Source organism: Streptomyces sp. NPDC031466, assembly GCF_055581265.1.
Window position 1 is genome coordinate 474,578 of sequence record NZ_JBVIJT010000005.1, and the last position, 16,761, is coordinate 491,338.

18 protein-coding genes are annotated in these 16,761 nt (G+C 68.8%); 9 read left to right on the top strand and 9 right to left on the bottom strand.

Annotated features, from left to right (window positions below; translation table 11 throughout):
- Positions 1 to 80: 80 nt before the first annotated feature.
- The 3 genes from ACZ5GP_RS14185 to ACZ5GP_RS14195 form a co-directional block, all read right to left on the bottom strand.
- On the bottom strand, positions 81 to 1,112 hold the full coding sequence (locus ACZ5GP_RS14185) for an alanine racemase (RefSeq protein WP_468751104.1): 1,032 nt from the start codon (positions 1,110 to 1,112) through the stop codon (positions 81 to 83).
- A gap of 66 nt (positions 1,113 to 1,178) precedes the next feature.
- Positions 1,179 to 2,300, bottom strand: coding sequence for a lipid II:glycine glycyltransferase FemX (locus ACZ5GP_RS14190; protein WP_358578140.1), 1,122 nt, complete (start codon positions 2,298 to 2,300; stop codon positions 1,179 to 1,181).
- A 147-nt stretch (positions 2,301 to 2,447) separates the two neighbouring features.
- Positions 2,448 to 2,762: a hypothetical protein gene (locus ACZ5GP_RS14195; protein WP_468751105.1), complete on the bottom strand. Its 315-nt coding sequence runs from the start codon at positions 2,760 to 2,762 to the stop codon at positions 2,448 to 2,450.
- Positions 2,763 to 3,027: 265 nt separating this feature from the next.
- Here ACZ5GP_RS14195 and rpsF point away from each other — a divergent pair, with 265 nt between their 5' ends.
- The 4 genes from rpsF (at position 3,028) to rplI (ending at position 4,767) form a co-directional block, all read left to right on the top strand.
- Positions 3,028 to 3,318: a 30S ribosomal protein S6 gene (gene rpsF, locus ACZ5GP_RS14200; RefSeq protein ID WP_399440404.1), complete on the top strand. Its 291-nt coding sequence runs from the start codon at positions 3,028 to 3,030 to the stop codon at positions 3,316 to 3,318.
- 78 nt (positions 3,319 to 3,396) lie between these two features.
- Positions 3,397 to 3,993, top strand: coding sequence for a single-stranded DNA-binding protein (locus ACZ5GP_RS14205; protein ID WP_358578147.1), 597 nt, complete (start codon positions 3,397 to 3,399; stop codon positions 3,991 to 3,993).
- 72 nt (positions 3,994 to 4,065) lie between these two features.
- Positions 4,066 to 4,302 carry a 30S ribosomal protein S18 gene (gene rpsR / locus ACZ5GP_RS14210; RefSeq protein ID WP_003949403.1) on the top strand — a complete coding sequence of 79 codons (237 nt, stop codon included), beginning with the start codon at positions 4,066 to 4,068 and terminating at the stop codon, positions 4,300 to 4,302.
- Between the two features lie 18 nt (positions 4,303 to 4,320).
- Positions 4,321 to 4,767, top strand: a complete 447-nt coding sequence (gene rplI / locus ACZ5GP_RS14215; protein ID WP_468751106.1) for a 50S ribosomal protein L9 — start codon at positions 4,321 to 4,323, stop codon at positions 4,765 to 4,767.
- Positions 4,768 to 4,954: 187 nt separating this feature from the next.
- Here rplI and ACZ5GP_RS14220 read toward each other — a convergent pair whose 3' ends face one another.
- On the bottom strand, positions 4,955 to 6,292 hold the full coding sequence (locus ACZ5GP_RS14220) for an MATE family efflux transporter (RefSeq protein WP_468751107.1): 1,338 nt from the start codon (positions 6,290 to 6,292) through the stop codon (positions 4,955 to 4,957).
- 460 nt (positions 6,293 to 6,752) lie between these two features.
- Between ACZ5GP_RS14220 and dnaB the strand changes: the two genes are divergently transcribed.
- On the top strand, positions 6,753 to 8,228 hold the full coding sequence (dnaB, locus tag ACZ5GP_RS14225; protein ID WP_468751108.1) for a replicative DNA helicase: 1,476 nt from the start codon (positions 6,753 to 6,755) through the stop codon (positions 8,226 to 8,228).
- A gap of 138 nt (positions 8,229 to 8,366) precedes the next feature.
- On the opposite strand, the gene ACZ5GP_RS14230 is transcribed toward dnaB, so the two are convergent.
- Positions 8,367 to 9,101, bottom strand: coding sequence for a dienelactone hydrolase family protein (locus tag ACZ5GP_RS14230; RefSeq protein WP_468751109.1), 735 nt, complete (start codon positions 9,099 to 9,101; stop codon positions 8,367 to 8,369).
- A gap of 165 nt (positions 9,102 to 9,266) precedes the next feature.
- Between ACZ5GP_RS14230 and ACZ5GP_RS14235 the strand changes: the two genes are divergently transcribed.
- Positions 9,267 to 9,752, top strand: a complete 486-nt coding sequence (locus ACZ5GP_RS14235) for a MarR family winged helix-turn-helix transcriptional regulator (RefSeq protein ID WP_468751110.1) — start codon at positions 9,267 to 9,269, stop codon at positions 9,750 to 9,752.
- Between the two features lie 14 nt (positions 9,753 to 9,766).
- On the opposite strand, the gene ACZ5GP_RS14240 is transcribed toward ACZ5GP_RS14235, so the two are convergent.
- Positions 9,767 to 10,714, bottom strand: coding sequence for an SDR family NAD(P)-dependent oxidoreductase (locus tag ACZ5GP_RS14240; protein WP_468751111.1), 948 nt, complete (start codon positions 10,712 to 10,714; stop codon positions 9,767 to 9,769).
- A 243-nt stretch (positions 10,715 to 10,957) separates the two neighbouring features.
- Here ACZ5GP_RS14240 and ACZ5GP_RS14245 point away from each other — a divergent pair, with 243 nt between their 5' ends.
- Positions 10,958 to 12,334 carry a serine hydrolase domain-containing protein gene (locus tag ACZ5GP_RS14245; RefSeq protein WP_468751112.1) on the top strand — a complete coding sequence of 459 codons (1,377 nt, stop codon included), beginning with the start codon at positions 10,958 to 10,960 and terminating at the stop codon, positions 12,332 to 12,334.
- Positions 12,335 to 12,374: 40 nt separating this feature from the next.
- Here ACZ5GP_RS14245 and ACZ5GP_RS14250 read toward each other — a convergent pair whose 3' ends face one another.
- Together ACZ5GP_RS14250 and ACZ5GP_RS14255 are read right to left on the bottom strand one after the other, a co-directional pair.
- Positions 12,375 to 12,827, bottom strand: coding sequence for a GNAT family N-acetyltransferase (locus tag ACZ5GP_RS14250; RefSeq protein ID WP_468751113.1), 453 nt, complete (start codon positions 12,825 to 12,827; stop codon positions 12,375 to 12,377).
- A gap of 68 nt (positions 12,828 to 12,895) precedes the next feature.
- On the bottom strand, positions 12,896 to 13,354 hold the full coding sequence (locus tag ACZ5GP_RS14255; RefSeq protein ID WP_468751114.1) for a MarR family winged helix-turn-helix transcriptional regulator: 459 nt from the start codon (positions 13,352 to 13,354) through the stop codon (positions 12,896 to 12,898).
- Between the two features lie 141 nt (positions 13,355 to 13,495).
- Between ACZ5GP_RS14255 and ACZ5GP_RS14260 the strand changes: the two genes are divergently transcribed.
- Positions 13,496 to 14,707 carry an MFS transporter gene (locus ACZ5GP_RS14260; RefSeq protein ID WP_468751115.1) on the top strand — a complete coding sequence of 404 codons (1,212 nt, stop codon included), beginning with the start codon at positions 13,496 to 13,498 and terminating at the stop codon, positions 14,705 to 14,707.
- A gap of 58 nt (positions 14,708 to 14,765) precedes the next feature.
- Positions 14,766 to 15,194, top strand: coding sequence for a GlcG/HbpS family heme-binding protein (locus tag ACZ5GP_RS14265; RefSeq protein ID WP_468751116.1), 429 nt, complete (start codon positions 14,766 to 14,768; stop codon positions 15,192 to 15,194).
- A gap of 95 nt (positions 15,195 to 15,289) precedes the next feature.
- Here the strand turns inward: ACZ5GP_RS14265 and ACZ5GP_RS14270 are convergent, their stop codons facing one another.
- Complete coding sequence (locus ACZ5GP_RS14270; protein ID WP_468751117.1) at positions 15,290 to 16,159, bottom strand: GNAT family N-acetyltransferase; 870 nt, start codon at positions 16,157 to 16,159, stop codon at positions 15,290 to 15,292.
- Positions 16,160 to 16,761: the final 602 nt, after the last annotated feature.

Consider the following 16,761-nt stretch of genomic DNA (forward strand, 5'->3'; position numbering starts at 1 on the left):
ACGAGCATGTCGTGTCCGGCCCCTTCGATGTGGTGCGCGGCGTTCCGGAGCGGTGTGGTGCGCAGTGCCCCGGAGATGACTCAGCGATCCACCATCCGGTCGAACTGCGTGGTGGTGTGCCGCAGGTGGGCCACCAGCTCCTCGCCGACCTTCGGCTCCGGTGCGTCGGAGGGCACGAAGAGGATGGACACCTGCATGTGCGGCGGCTCGGCGAACCAGCGCTGCTTGCCGCCCCACACGAACGGCGAGAGGTTGCGGTTGACGGTCGCGAGGCCCGCGCGGGCCACCCCCTTGGCGCGGGGCATCATGCCGTGCAGCGCCTTCGGGGCCTCCAGACCCACGCCGTGCGAGGTACCGCCGGCGACCACGACGAGCCAGCCGTCGGACGCGACCTTCTGCTGGCGGTAGCCGAAACGGTCGCCCTTGGAGACGGCGGTGACGTCCAGGACGGCGCCGCGGTACTGGGTGGCCTCGTGGTCGCCCAGCCAGAGGTTCGTGCCGATGCGCGCCCGGAAGCGGGTCTGCGGGAACTGCTGCTGAAGGCGAGCGAGTTCATTGGCCTTGAGGTGGCTGACGAACATCGTGTGCAGCGGGAGACGGGCCGCGCGCAGGCGGTCCATCCAGCCGATGACCTCCTCGACGGCGTCCGAGCCGTCGGTGCGGTCCAGCGGCAGATGGAGCGCGAACCCTTCTAGGCGCACGTCCTCGATGGCGGCGTGCAGCAGCGGAAGCTCCTGCTCGCTGACGCCGTGTCGCTTCATCGAGGACATGACCTCGATGACGACGCGGGCGCCCACCAGGCCGTGCACGCCGTCGAGCGACGACACGGAGCGCACGACGCGGTCGGGCAGCGGAACCGGCTCCTCGCCCCGCCGGAACGGGGTCAGGACCAGCAGGTCGCCGCTGAACCAGTCCTTGATGCGGGCCGCTTCGTAGGTGGTACCCACGGCGAGGATGTCGGAGCCGAAGCGCGTGGCTTCCTCGGCCAGGCGCTCATGACCGAAGCCGTAGCCGTTGCCCTTGCAGACCGGGACGATGCCCGGGAACTGCTCCAGCACGTGCTTGTGATGTGCCCGCCAGCGCGCGGTGTCGACATAGAGCGTGAGCGCCATGGCTGGATCCCGGAACCTTTCTCGTGTCTGCGGTGTAGCTGAGTGGTGGAACGACGTTGTGCGGGATCAGCGACGCGACATGTACATGTCGAGCGCCTTGTGCAGCAGCTTGTTGAGGGGGAAGTCCCACTCGCCGATGTACTCGGCGGCCTCGCCGCCGGTGCCCACCTTGAACTGGATCAGACCGAAGAGGTGGTCCGTCTCGTCCAGGGAGTCGGAGATGCCGCGCAGGTCGTAGACCGTGGCCCCCATGGCGTACGCGTCGCGGAGCATCCGCCACTGCATCGCGTTCGAGGGCCTGACCTCGCGCCCGATGTTGTCCGAGGCGCCGTAGGAGTACCAGACGTGACCGCCGACGACGAGCATCGTGGCCGCCGAGAGGTTCACGCCGTTGTGGCGCGCGAAGTACAGCCGCATGCGGTTGGGGTCCTCGGAGTTGAGGGCCTGCCACATCTGCTGGAAGTAGCCGAGCGGCCGCGGGCGGAACTTGTCGCGCACAGCCGTGATCTCGTAGAGGCGCTGCCACTCCGCGAGGTCCTGGTAACCGCCCTGGACGACCTCGACGCCGGCCTTCTCGGCCTTCTTGATGTTGCGCCGCCACAGCTGGTTGAAGCCCTTTTGGACCTCGTCCAGGGAGCGGTTGGCCAGCGGCACCTGGAAGACGAAGCGGGGCTGCACGTCACCGAAGCCGGCGCCGCCGTCCTCACCCTGCTGCCAGCCCATCCGGCGCAGCCGGTCGGAGACCTCGAAGGCACGCGGCTCGATGAACGTGGCCTCGGTGTCCCGCAGGCGCTTCACGTCCGGGTTCTGGATGCCGGCCTTGATCGCCGGAGCGTCCCAGCGGCGGATCACGACGGGCGGGCCCATCTTCACGGAGAAGGCGCCCTGCTGCTTGAGGTGCGCGAGCATCGGCTGGAGCCACTCGTCGAGGTTCGGGGCGTACCAGTTGATGACCGGGCCCTCGGGGAGGTACGCGAGATAACGCTTCAGCTTGGGCAGCTGGCGGTAGAGCACCAGGCCGACGCCGACCAGGTAGCCGGTCCGGTCGTCGAACCAGCCCAGGTTCTCCGAGCGCCATTCGCTCTTCACGTCAGCCCATGCCGGGACCTGGCAATGACTCGCCGACGGCAGTGTCTGGATATATGCCAGATGCTGCTCGCGACTGATGGTCCTCAGGGTCAGACTCATTCGGGGCGCTCCTCGGGCTGGTGTGTCCCCATGGGTTCAGGGGCTCCGGCTCTCGCGCCGAAGCCTACTGCGCCCCGAGAGCGCCCCGACTGGCCGTAGGCGACCTCAGCACCCCGACCCGCCCGGGGCCGGGGTGCGGCGAGGGCGTCAGCCGACGATTCCGCCGAAGAGTCCGCCGTGTGCCATCCCGAGGAAGAACCCGATCGCCGAGGCCCCGAGACCGATGATCAGGCCGAAGCGCTCGCGGGTCGTCGCCGAGATGAACTGGCCGTACGCACCCGTGGCGATCCCGACCAGGCCCGCCCAGGAGCTGAGCAGATGGAGGTGGTGGAACATCGCCGTCACGAAGGCGATCGCCCCCAGCACCAGCGTCACGCCGACCAGCGTGTCCTGGAGCGGATGGGATCTGCCGTCCGAGGCGAGGAGAGAGGTGGTGTTGTTGTGTCGCATTGTCTGTGCCATAGGAGGCACCTCCTGCGGAAAGCGGCGCATCGTAGCGCCATGCACACCCGATGTGTACAGATTCTGCCCGTCCGCCGCCGGATTTCAACCGGAAGCCTCGGTGCGGGTAGTCTGTACCGTCTGCACCCGTGTCTGCCCGGCCACGGCAGGAGCTCCCGTTCGCGGAAGCCGATTGTCAGTGGCGGCCGATACGGTTGCGTACGCATCACGACCCTCCTGCCACGGAACGACCGTGGCCGCTGAGTCCAAAGGAGGTGGGTTCCACATGCGTCACTACGAAGTGATGGTCATCCTCGACCCCGATCTGGAGGAGCGCGCTGTCGCCCCCCTGATCGAGAACTTCCTCTCCGTCGTCCGTGAGGGCAACGGAAAGGTCGAGAAGGTCGACACCTGGGGCCGTCGTCGTCTGTCCTACGAGATCAAGAAGAAGCCCGAGGGCATCTACTCGGTCATCGACCTCCAGGCCGAGCCTGCGGTCGTCAAGGAGCTCGACCGACAGATGAACCTGAACGAGTCGATCCTCCGGACCAAGGTCCTCCGTCCCGAGATGCACTGAGCTTCCTAGCTCAGCGGCACCCGGGAATCGAGTAGCAGCAACAAGCAGCCAGCAGCAAACCCGCCGAGAGGTTCCCCCATGGCAGGCGAGACCGTCATCACGGTCGTCGGCAATCTTGTCGACGACCCCGAGCTGCGCTTCACCCCCTCCGGTGCGGCGGTCGCGAAGTTCCGTGTCGCGTCCACCCCCCGCATCTTTGACAAGCAGACCAATGAGTGGAAGGACGGCGAAGGCCTGTTCCTGACCTGCTCGGTCTGGCGTCAGGCGGCGGAGAACGTCGCGGAGTCGCTCCAGCGAGGCATGCGCGTCATCGTGCAGGGCCGACTGAAGCAGCGGTCCTACGAGGACCGTGAGGGCATCAAGCGCACGGTCTACGAGTTGGACGTCGAGGAAGTCGGCGCCAGCCTGAAGAACGCCACGGCCAAGGTCACCAAGACCACCGGCCGAGGTGGCCAGGGCGGTTACGGCGGCGGTGGCGGCGGCCAGCAGGGCGGCAGCTGGGGCGGTGGCTCCGGCGGCGGTCAGCAGCAGGGCGGCGGCGGTGCTCCCGCCGACGACCCCTGGGCGACCGGTGCGCCTGCCGGTGGCGGCCAGCAGCAGGGCGGCGGCGGTGGCGGCTGGGGCGGAAGCTCCGGCGGCTCCGGTGGCGGCTACTCGGACGAGCCCCCCTTCTAAGCCCCAGGGCTTTGGGCCTTCGGGCCGAGGGTGGGCCGTACCCACACTTCTTGATCACACAGGAGAAACACCATGGCGAAGCCGCCTGTGCGCAAGCCTAAGAAGAAGGTCTGCGCTTTCTGCAAGGACAAGGTCACGTACGTGGACTACAAGGACACGAACATGCTGCGGAAGTTCATTTCCGACCGCGGCAAGATCCGTGCCCGCCGCGTGACCGGCAACTGCACGCAGCACCAGCGTGACGTCGCCACGGCCGTCAAGAACAGCCGTGAGATGGCGCTGCTGCCCTACACGTCCACCGCGCGATAAGGGAAGGGTGACCGACTAATGAAGATCATCCTCACCCACGAGGTCTCCGGCCTCGGTGCCGCCGGCGAGGTCGTAGACGTCAAGGACGGCTATGCCCGCAACTACCTGATCCCGCGGAACTTCGCGATCCGCTGGACCAAGGGTGGCGAGAAGGACGTCGAGCAGATCCGTCGTGCTCGCAAGATCCACGAGATCGCGACCATCGAGCAGGCCAACGAGGTCAAGGCCCAGCTCGAGGCCGTCAAGGTCCGCCTGGCCGTCCGCTCCGGCGACGCCGGTCGTCTCTTCGGTTCCGTCACCCCGGCCGACGTCGCTTCGGCGATCGAGGCTGCCGGTGGCCCGAAGATCGACAAGCGTCGTGTCGAGCTGGGCTCGCCGATCAAGACCCTGGGCGCCCACGCGACGTCCGTGCGTCTGCACCCCGAGGTTGCCGCGAAGGTCAACGTCGAGGTCGTCTCCGCCTAAGCGTTCCGCTTGGCTGGACTGAGTGAAGGGGCCGCACCCGATGGGTGCGGCCCCTTTGCCGTCCGCCGTTTCACGTGAAACGCCAGCCGCTGTGCCACGTGAATCGCCGTCGGCTGTTTCACGTGAAGCGCCGTCCCCTGTCTCCCGTGTATCGCCGTCGGCTGTTTCACGTGGAACAACGGAGTGTTCAGCGGGTGGCGCCCGTGACGATCCAGCGGCCGGAGCGGGTGCGCAGCCACAGGGTCAGCATCCGCACCAGCATCATCAGCGTCATGGCTCCCCACACCGCGGTCAGCCCACCGCCGAGGACCGGTACCAGCAGGGCGACCGGGGTGAAGGCGGCCAGCGTGAGCAGCATCGCCCAGGCGAGGTAGGGCCCGTCGCCGGCGCCCATCAGCACCCCGTCGAGGACGAAGACGATGCCGCAGATCGGCTGGGCGAGCGCCACGACCATGAGTGCGGGCAGTGCGGCGTCCCGGACCGTGGCGTCACCCGTGAAGAGCGGGACGAACACCGGCCGCGCGAGGATGACGAGCAGTCCCAGGCCCACTCCCGCGGCGATACCCCACTGCACCATGCGCCGGCAGACCGCGCGGGCGCCCTTGGCGTCGCCGGCGCCGAGATAGCGGGCGATGATCGCCTGTCCGGCGATGGCGATGGCATCCAGCGCGAAGGCCAGGAAATTCCACAGGGAGAGAGCGATCTGGTGAGCGGCGACCTCCGCGTCACCCAGACGCGCCGCTACGGCGGTGGCGAGCATCAGGATGGCCCGCAGGGAGAGCGTGCGGACCAGGAGCGGCGCCCCTGCCTGGGCGCAGGCCCGGATCCCGGCCACATCGGGGCGCAGCGAGGCACCGTGCCGTCTGGCGCCGCGTACGACGACGAAGAGGTACACCGCGACCATGCCGCACTGGGCGATGACGGTCCCCCAGGCCGAACCGGCGATGCCCAGGCCGGCGCCGTACACCAGGCCCACGTTGAGGAGGCCGTTGGCGACGAAACCGCCGACCGCGACGTAAAGGGGCGTCTTCGTGTCCTGAAGGCCCCGCAGCACACCGGTGGCGGCAAGGACGACGAGCATGGCGGGAATGCCCAGGGAGGAGATGCGCAGATAGGTGATCGCGTATCCGGCAGCGGCGTCCGAGGCGCCGAAGGCGTCCACGAGCGCCGGTGCGGTGGGCATGACGACGGCGATGACGGCGGCGCCCAGCAGCAGGGCGAGCCAGATGCCGTCCATGCCCTGGCGGATGGCGGCGGGGAGATCGCCGGCGCCCACCCTGCGGGCGACCGCGGCGGTGGTGGCGTAGGCGAGGAAGACGAAGATGCTCACCGCGGTGGTGAGGAGACCCGAGGCGATGCCGAGGCCGGCCAGTTGCGCGGTGCCGAGGTGGCCGACGATGGCGCTGTCGGCGAGCACGAAGAGGGGCTCGGCGACCAGTGCGCCGAAGGCGGGGACGGCGAGCGCGATGATCTCCCGGTCGTGTCGTCGCCGGTCGGCCTTGGGCGCGAGGGGGGCCTGTGTCATGGACACCAATCTAATCTTCCACAGGTAAGAGATGCAATTGTCTAGAGACCCTTACTTCGACTCGCGGTGGACGCTCGGTGACGCGCCGTTTGTCGTGATCTTGGCCCGCTGGGAAAAGTTTTTCTTCTGCACAGCCGGTGGATGGGAAAACCGCAGGTCAGCGGCGCTGACACGCAGGGTCTGAGGGCTTGTTCACAGGGCTGTCCACCGGGCCGTGCACAGGTTTCGCGGAGTTCTCCACAGCATCGGGCCCGTCATCCACACCACCTGTGGATAACCAGATTGGCTGACGGTGCCCGCGGGCCTACCGTGGTCCGGCGCCCGCCTCGTCGTACGACCTCGGAAACCCGGTAAAACCGACGCGTCAGAACCGGAGTTGGGCCCCCTTGTTTGTCAGTGTCGTGCCGTAAGTAAGAGGGGCACGGCTAGGTCCGCGCGGCGGACGGGAGGAGGTGGCCCGGTGAGTATTTCCGAGCCTTTGGACGACCCCTGGGCCGACAGCGGTCCCAGTGACCGTCTGCCCGTCTCCCGTCAGCGCCGTGACGGCGGCAGGGGCCGCGACGAGCAACACGAGCGCGGCCGGGAGGGCGGTTGGGACGGGGGAGGTTCGTCCTTCGAGCGTGTCCCCCCGCAGGACCTCGACGCGGAGCAGTCGGTCCTCGGCGGCATGCTGCTCTCCAAGGACGCCATCGCCGACGTCGTGGAGGTGCTCAAGGGCCACGATTTCTACCGGCCCGCGCACGAGACGATCTACGCCTCGATCCTCGACCTGTACGCGAAGGGCGAGCCGGCCGACCCGATCACCGTCGCGGCCGATCTGACCAAGCGCGGCGAGATCACCAAGGTCGGCGGCGCGTCGTATCTGCACACGCTGGTCCAGACGGTCCCGACCGCGGCGAACGCCGAGTACTACGCGGAGATCGTCCACGAGCGCGCGGTACTGCGGCGACTCGTCGAGGCCGGCACCCGCATCACCCAGATGGGTTACGCGGCCGACGGCGACGTCGACGAGATCGTCAACAGCGCCCAGGCCGAGATCTACGCCGTCACCGAGCAGCGCACCACCGAGGACTACCTCCCGCTCGGCGACATCATGGAGGGCGCCCTCGACGAGATCGAGGCGATCGGTTCCCGGTCGGGGGAGATGACCGGTGTACCGACCGGTTTCACCGACCTCGACCAGCTCACCAACGGGCTGCACCCCGGACAGATGATCATCATCGCGGCGCGGCCCGCGATGGGTAAGTCCACCCTCGCGCTGGACTTCGCGCGGGCCTGTTCGATCAAGCACAACATGCCGAGCGTGATCTTCTCGCTCGAAATGGGGCGCAACGAGATCGCGATGCGTCTGCTGTCCGCCGAGGCGCGTGTGGCACTGCACCACATGAGGTCGGGCACGATGACGGATGAGGACTGGACCCGGCTCGCCCGCCGCATGCCGGACGTCTCGGCCGCCCCGCTCTACATCGACGACTCCCCCAACCTGTCGATGATGGAGATCCGCGCCAAGTGCCGGCGCCTCAAGCAGCGCAACGACCTGAAGCTCGTCGTCATCGACTATCTGCAGCTGATGCAGTCCGGCGGCTCCAAGCGGGCCGAGAGCCGGCAGCAGGAGGTCTCGGACATGTCGCGAAACCTGAAGCTCCTGGCCAAGGAGCTGGAGCTGCCGGTGATCGCGCTCTCCCAGCTGAACCGTGGCCCCGAGCAGCGCACCGACAAGAAGCCCATGGTCTCCGACCTGCGTGAGTCCGGCTCGATCGAGCAGGACGCGGACATGGTGATCCTGCTGCACCGCGAGGACGCGTACGAGAAGGAGTCGCCCCGCGCGGGCGAGGCCGACATCATCGTGGGCAAGCACCGTAACGGCCCGACGGCGACGATCACGGTCGCCTTCCAGGGCCATTACTCGCGCTTCGTGGATATGGCACAGACCTGATCCGAGGCGTGTTGTCGGCTCCCACTTCTCTCTGCCGCGAACGCGGCCCGTCGCACGGGCGGCATGATCGGGTCCTCCGACCCACCTCCCCGCCCACACCGGGCAGCGTGCGTGCCGCCTCGCCGGGATGGCCTGGGCTCAGTGTTTGGTCAGGGTGCGGTCGAGGAGGGGGAGCAGGCGGTCCCAGTGGCGCTGCATGCCGCTCGGGCTGAAGGCCGAGGTGTCGGACATGGTGAAACCGTGGGCGGTGCCGGGGTAGATCTCGGAGGTGTGGTTGACGCCCGCGGTGTCCAGGGCCTCGTTGAGCTCGGCCAGGGTCTCGGGCGTGAGGTCGCTCTCGGCGTGGCCGAAGTGGGCCTGGGCGGTGAGCTCGGAGAACACGTCGGTCCCGTCGGCGCTCACAGGGGCGTGGAACGCGGCGAGGGCGGCCACCTGGTCGGGGTGGGCCACGGCGGTGCGCGTTGCCAGGAGGCCGCCGAAGCAGGAACCGGTCACCGCGACGGGCCCGGGGGCGACCTCCGGCTGGGCGGCGAGGAAGCCGAGGTAGGCGTCGGCGTCCATCAGGGTGCGTTCGGCGGTGTGCGCGTTGACCAAGGGCATCACCTCGGCCAGGACCTCGGAGCGGACCTCTTCTCCGATGTACTCGGGAAGTTCGATCAGAGGCGCTGTGCCGTGCCGGTAGAAGAGGTTGGGGACGAGTACGTAGTAGCCGTGCCCGGCCAGTTCGCCGGCCAGCTCCCGCAGGACGGGCCGGATGCCGAAGGCGTCCGCGTACATGAGCACTCCGGGGTGCCGCGTGCCGTCGTCGGGGCAGGCGGCGAACGCGTCGGCCTGGCCGTCCGGAGTGGGGATCCGCAGGTTCTTGATGGGCAAGAGCTTCCTTCCGTCGGTTTCACTCGATCTGCGTGGGATGCGCTCGATTTCCATCAACGGTCGCTCGTTCTACGCTGAGGTCCCGCGACGGGCGTTTGTGCAGCTGACGTTCTCGCTCGAACGTGCATCGTTAGTCCAACTAACGTAAAGATGGAGATGGGCGCCATGACCAGTGCCGAGGCTGCGGACCGGCCCGATGACGGCACGCCGAGGACGCCCGACAGGCTGCGCCGGCGGGCCAGCCGACTGCTGTCGCAGCTGACCGCGCGGTCGGACCGGCTGATCAACGAAGGGCTGGCCCGGGCCGATGCCCGCAAATGGCATTACGCCGTACTCGCCGCACTGGAGGAGGACGGCCCGGGCAGCCAGGCGGCGTTGAGCGGACGCACCGGCATCTACTGCAGCGACATGGTCGGCGTGCTCAACGAACTGGTCGAACGGGGCCTGGTCGAGCGTGCCCCGGATCCCGCCGACCGGCGCCGCAACGTCATCACGATCTCCGCCGCCGGACGCCGTCATCTGCTCCGCCTCGACCAGGTCCTGGACGACCTGCACGACGTACTGCTCGCGCCGCTGAGCCCGGAGGAACGCGATCAGTTCGTGGGGTTGCTCATCCGTCTCCTGGACCATGCCGGGCCTCTGCCCGCCTAGCGGAGGCAAGCTGCTCAGGCGAGATTGGTCAGCTCACAGGAGAGGTCCCACAGCTTGGCTGCCGCGTCGGTGTTTCTGACCCAGGGCTTCACCCCACCGATGAGCATGTCCTCGGTGGTGGCCGGTTCGGCGATGTCACAGTCCTGGCAGTACGCGCCGCCGTGCGCGTCCAGCAGAGGGGAGGTCGCGGCCCAGACGGCCGTCGCCGCGCCCTGTTCCGGGGTCTTGAAGCCGACGGCCGGCGTGCCGTCCCGCGTCACCCAGCCCTGGGCGACCCACTCCTCGCGCGGGATGTGGCGTTGCAGGGTCGTGAGGATGCTGCCCGGGTGGACGGCGTAGGCCCGCAGGCGGTGTTGTGCGCCCAGACGGTCGAGGTGCAGGGCGAAGAGGGCATTGGCGGTCTTGGACTGGGCGTAGGCCGACCACCGGTCGTAGCCGGTGCGGAAGTGGACGTCGTCCCAGCGGATGCCGGACAGAAAGTGCCCCGAGGACGCCACGGACACCACCCGGGCCCCGCCGGACGCGAAGGCGGGGCGCAGCCGTTGTGTGAGCGCGAAGTGGCCGAGGTGGTTGATGGCGAAGTGCGCCTCCCAGCCGGGGCCGACGCGTGTTTCCGGGCAGGCCATGACGCCCGCGCCGTTGATGAGGAGGTGGAGGGGGCGGCCGGTCTCCAGGAAGCGCTCCGCGAAGACGCGGACGCTGCCCAGGTCGGCCAGGTCGAGGGCGTGCACCTCTGTACGGGGAACGCCGCGCAGGGCGGCCTCCGCGGTTTCGGGCCTGCGGGCCGGGACGACGACGTGGGCACCGGCCCGGACGAGGGCACGGGTGGTCGCCAGACCGAGACCGGAGTAGCCGCCGGTGACCAGGGCGGTGGTACCCGACAGGTCGCGGCCCGCCAGCACGTCGTCGGCGGTGCTGTGCGCACCGAACGGGGAGCCGAGCTTTCGCTGTTCCGTGATCATGCGGGTGAGGCTAGGACCTGGAGTGCGGTCTAGATCAAGCGGTGACGTCGGTACGGTCCACCCAAGGGCCCAGCGCGAGGGACGAGCGAAGGCGCGGTACTTGCGCGACGGAACGACGAGTGGGCTCTGGCCCCGACTGCGACCTCGACCCGGCCCTGGTACCCACGCCGACACCGCCACCGACGTGCTGACCTCCCTATGAATCCACTCGACGTACCGGCGTCCTCCCGATGAACTGGTCCCATGACAACGCCTCATGAAGAACTGCTCCCCGCCACCCGTCGAGCCCTGCTGCACCGCATCGCCACCGCTCAGACAGCGGGGCGAGCCCCCTCGCTGGTGGCCTCGGTGGCCAGGGACGGCGAGCTGGTGTGGAGCGGCGGACACAGCATGGTCGACGGACACGCGCCGGATGAGAACGTCCAGTACCGCATCGGGTCGATCACCAAGACCTTCACCGCCGTACTGGTGATGCGGCTGCGGGACGAGGGGGTGCTGGACCTGGGTGACCCACTGGAGAAGCATCTGCCGGGGACCGGCGTGGGCGAGGCCACGATCGCCGAACTCCTCGCGCACACCGGTGGTCTGGCGGCCGAGACGCCGGGTGAGTGGTGGGAGCGCACGCCTGGATCGACGCGCCCGAACCTCACCGATGTGCTGGGCGAGCAGCCCTTCAAGCACCCCGTCGGACGTCGTTTTCACTACTCCAACCCCGGCTACACCCTGCTCGGTTCGCTCGTGGAGGCACTGCGGGGCGCCTCCTGGGAGGAGGTGCTGCGCCGCGAGATCCTGGAGCCTCTGGGCCTCAACCGTACGAGCGCGCAGCCCGAGGCACCCCATGCGGGCGGCTGGGCCGTGCATCCCTGGGCGGACGTGATGATGCCGGAGCCCGACGAGGACCTGGGACTGATGGCTCCGGCGGGCCAGCTGTGGTCCACGACGGCGGACCTGGCGCGCTTCGCCTGTTTTCTCGTCAAGGGTGACGAGCGGGTGCTCGGTGCGCAGTCACTGCGGGAGATGCGGACCCCGTCGGCGCCCTCCCAGGCGGACAACTGGGACCGGACGTATGGCCTGGGGCTGGATCTGCTGCGTGGGGAGGGGCTCAGTCTGGCCGGGCACACGGGGTCGCTCCCGGGCTTCTTGGCCGGACTGTGGGTCAGCGAGCGGGAGGGGCTGGCGGCGGTGGCTCTCGCCAACTGCACGTCAGGGCCCCTGGTGGCGTCTGTGGCCGCAGACCTGGTGAAGATCGTCGCCGAGGCCGAGCCACGTATCCCGGAGCCGTGGCGTCCTCTCCCGGAAGTCGACGAGAAGGTCCTGGAGCTGACCGGCCCTTGGTACTGGGGCACTCAGGTGCTCGCGCTCCGGCTGGTGAACGACGGCGGGATCGAGATCGGCCCGCTGTCGGACGCGGGACGCCAAGCGCGTTTCCGGCCGCACGGTGACGGCACGTGGCTGGGGCTGGACGGCTATTACGCGGGGGAACTGCTCCGGGTGGTACGACGGGAAGATGGCTCGGTGAGCCATCTCGACCTGGGGTCGTTCGTCTTCACCCGTGAGCCCTACGACGAGGGAGCGCCGGTGCCCGGTGGGGTGGACCCGCAGGGGTGGCGCGGTTTCTAGAGGCGGCATGTTTCACGTGAAACGACGTCTCAGCAAGCTTTCAGAGCTGGAGCTTGAACCCGACGTGTGACGCCGTGAACCCGAGCCGCTCGTAGAAACGGTGGGCGTCGATGCGCGTGACGTCGGAGGTCAGCTGCACCAACTGGCAACCCTGTCGCCGCGATTCTTCGACGGCCCACTCGATGAAGCGGGTGCCGAGCCCGCTGCCGCGTTCGTCGGCATGGACGCGCACCCCCTCGATGATCGACCGGGTCGCCCCCTTCCGGGAGAGACCCGGAACGATCGTGAGCTGGAGGGTGCCGACCACGCGTCCCTCACGTACGGCGACGACCAAGTGTTGATTCGGGTCGTCGGCCAGGCGCTGGAACGCGGTGGTGTACGGAGTCAGGTCGTCCGGCGACTCGCGCGTGGCACCCAGCGGGTCGTCCGCGAGCATTTCCACGATGGCGGGTAGGTCATCGGCGACGGCCGGGCGTATCTCAAGATCTCCCATGGCGACAGCCTATGCGGCTGCCGTCACCGGGGAGGGGCTTCCGCCGCGGGCCGCGTCCGGCACCGCGTCTAGGCGGGCACGCGGAGCGTTTCGACGGCCCTGACCAGGGGAGCGAGTTGCGGGTTCCGCGCGGCCTCGTCGAGCGCCTCGCGCAGGGCGGCGTCATTGGTCGGGCGGGCCTCGTCGAGAAGCGTGAGGCCGGCTTCGCTCACGTCGGTGTAGATGCCCCGGCGGTCGGTGGGACACAGATAGCGGGAGAGCAGCCCGCGATCCTCGAGCCGGGTGACCAGGCGGGTGGTGGCGCTCTGGCTGAGCACCACGGCGTCCGCGACCTGCTTCATCTGCAGGTGGCCGCCCTCGCCGTCGTGCTGGCGGCTGAGGACATCGAGCAGGGAGTACTCCCGCACGCTCAGCCCGTGCTCGGCCTGGAGGGCGCGCTCGATGTGGGTCTCGATCTGTCCGTGGAGCAGGGAGAGCGCGCACCAACCCTGCGCGAGGGCGGTGAGTGCGGGGTCCGTCGCTGTCATGGCTCTAGTTTCCTCCGTCCCCGAGTAGCTAGGGCTCAGGATAGTCCACGAACGCAATATCCAGCGTTTGCAAGTAACCCGCGTCTGCAACTATTGTGGACGCACGTTAAGCGCACCTGCAATCGTTTGGAAGGTAGATCCATGCCTCTCGCGCTCCTGGCCCTCGCGATCGGGGCCTTCGGGATCGGCACCACCGAGTTCGTGATCATGGGGCTGCTCCCCGAGGTCGCCGGTGACTTCGGCGTCTCCATCCCCACGGCCGGCTTCCTCGTCACCGGCTATGCCCTGGGCGTGGTCCTCGGAGCACCACTGATGACCGTTCTCGGCACCAAGATCTCGCGCAAGCGGATGTTGATGCTGCTGATGGGCCTGTTCATCGCGGGCAATCTGCTCTCCGCCGTCGCCCCCGTCTTCGGTGTGATGCTCGCGGGCCGTGTCGTCGCCTCCCTCGCCCATGGCGCCTTCTTCGGCATCGGCTCGGTCGTCGCGGCCGAACTGGTCGCCCCCGAGAAGAAGGCCGGCGCGATCGCCATGATGTTCACGGGCCTGACCGTGGCCAACGTGGTGGGCGTGCCGCTCGGCACCTTCGTCGGACAGACGCTCGGCTGGCGGATGACCTTCACGATCGTCGCGGCGCTCGGTGTCGTCGGCCTCGCGGGCGTCGCCAAGCTGGTCCCCGACCTGCCCAAGCCCGAAGGCGTGCGCCTCCGCCACGAACTGGCGGCCTTCCGCAACGTCCAGGTGCTGCTGGCCATGGCCATGACCGTCCTCGGCTTCGGCGGAGTCTTCGCCGCCGTCACCTACCTGGCGCCGATGATGACCGACGTCGCCGGTTACGCGGACTCCTCCGTCACGTGGCTGCTCGTCCTCTTCGGCCTCGGCATGGTGGCCGGCAACCTCATCGGCGGGAAGTTCGCCGACCGGGCCCTGATGCCGCTCCTCTACATCTCACTGGGCTCCCTGGCCGTCGTGCTGGCGCTCTTCACCCTCACCGCGCACAACAAGGTCGCGGCCGCCGTGACCGTCGCGCTGATCGGCGCGCTCGGATTCGCGACCGTTCCGCCGCTGCAGAAGCGCGTCCTCGACCAGGCCTCCGGCGCCCCCACCCTGGCCTCGGCCGTCAACATCGGCGCGTTCAACCTCGGCAACGCGCTCTCGGCCTGGCTCGGCGGCATCGTCATCGCCGCGGGCCTCGGTTACACCGCCCCGAACTGGGTGGGAGCCGCCCTCGCCGGATCCGCTCTCGTCCTGGCCATCGTCTCGGCGGCACTGGAGCGCCGTACCGCCGTGACGCACCCGAGCCTCGTCGTGACCGGCAAGGCCCCCGTCGAGGCCACGCCCGTCCACCACTGACCTTCCCCACTCACGCGGCTCACATCCCCCGCACCACCCCGCAAGGAGACCTCCCCTCATGAGCACCACCGCCACCAACGCCGTCACCCCGCTGACCATCGAGGACGCCGAAGCGCTCGTCGCCACGGCCCGCCGCGCCGCCGAGGCGGCCGATGTCACGGTCAGCGTCACCGTCCTCGACGCGGGCGGCCACCTCCTGGCCTTCCGGCGCGACGACCGGGCCGTGCTGATCTCCGGCGAGACCAGCACCCGCAAGGCCTACACCGCCCTGCAGCTGAACGCCCCGACCGCCGACCTGGTCGACGCGGTCCAGCCCGGCGGCCCCTTCCACACCCTGCCCACCGCGCTCGACCGCCCCCTGCTCTTCATCGCGGGCGGCGTGCCGGTGCACCGCGACGGCCGTCTGATCGGCGCGATCGGCGTGGGCGGCGGTGCGCCCGAGCAGGACCACGGCTTCGCGACGACGGCCGTGGAGGCCCTCGCGTAGCGCATTACGCGTGTAGGCCCGTCCCGGGCGCCGAAAGACTTCTGGCGCAGAGGGACGGGCCTACGCGTGTTTCGCGCGCCGTGCGTCTGTCCGGGTCAGCCGGCCGCCACCGTCAAAGGCGCGAAGCGTCGGGTCCAGTCGCCGGGCAGCTCCGGCATGCCGTAGGCCATCACGGCGTTGAAGGCGACCGGTTCGAGGCCGCTCTCCTTCACCCAGGCCAGGAGCTCCTCGTGTCGTACGTCGATGTCAGTGCGCAGCGGCCGGTCGGTGTGCGCGCCGAGCGATGCGATGAGTGCTTTCGCGGTCTCCGTGTCGCGGGCGATGAGAGGGCCGACGACATGCGTCTCCATGTTCGGCCAGGCACCCGCGTAGCCGATGATCTCGCCGTCGGCCTCGGCGACACGAAGCTGGTCGGTGAAGGCGGGAAGACGGGTGATCACGTGGGTCCGGTCGTGGCCGAAGACCTCGGCGTCGAGCCGGAGGATGGCGGTCAGGTCCTCTGCGGTGGCCGGCCGGGTGGCGATGCCGGGAATCGGACCCGAGGGCGCGAGGCGGCCGCGGACCATCTCGGCACGGCCGATCACCTTGAAGCCGAGCTGTTCGTAGAGGGGCCGGCCATGAGGGGTCGCGTGGAGGGTCAATGGGACCGGGGCCTCCTGCTCGATGGCGTACTGCATCAGACGGCGGCCGATGCCCCGGCGGGCGTACCGCTCGGCGACGAGGACCATGCCGATTGCTGTGAGGTCGGGGCGCTCCTGCGGGCCGTACCGGGTCACCACGAAGACGCCGATGAGGCCTTCACCGTCGGGGTCGTCGATGCCGTAGCCCGACCCGGCTCTCAGCAGGAAACCCCACTTGTGTTCCTCGCGGGGCCAGCCCCGGTCCTCGGACAGATCGGCACAGGAGATGAGATCGCGTGGGGTGAGCCGGCGGATGGGCAGTGCGGAGAGGGAAGGTGTCGACACTCGGGTCAGGCTGTCTGACGTACGTCCTTGGCGTCCACCCGTTTGTGGGCAGAAGCACGTCGCTTCTGATCACGCTGTCCCTGACCGCGTGGCCTGACGGGCGGGGCGGCTTGGTTTCACGTGAAACACAGTGCCAACCGCGCTGGTCCAGGGCCTTAGGCGGCGGGGGTAACCGCGGGTACTAGCCTCGGCGTACATGGCACTCCTTCACCTCTCCGATCCCGAGCCTCGCCGCCTGCTCTCATCTCGGGCGGGACCTGCGCAAGGGGTACGAATTGCTCCGGCACATCGGTTGATTGCGGCCACGGGAAGGTGTCGGCGTTGAATTAGCGAGGCAGGGCAGGGGACTTGTATGTCGCGCGGCTGCCGGTATGGTCGACTCCGGTTCGTGCCGGGTGGGCTACCTCACACCTGCGGGCCGCGCGCGCAGGTCGATGAAGCCTAATGCGGCGGGAAGATCCCGAGCCGGTTCTTCCTGTTATGCAGCGACGCGGTGGTGGTGGATGGGATGCTGCGGTGAGCAGGCTGCGGCCAATGTCACATTCTTTCCCTACTTGTCCGTAGGGTCCGGGTGTCCGGGGTTCAATGTGGCCGGATCAGCC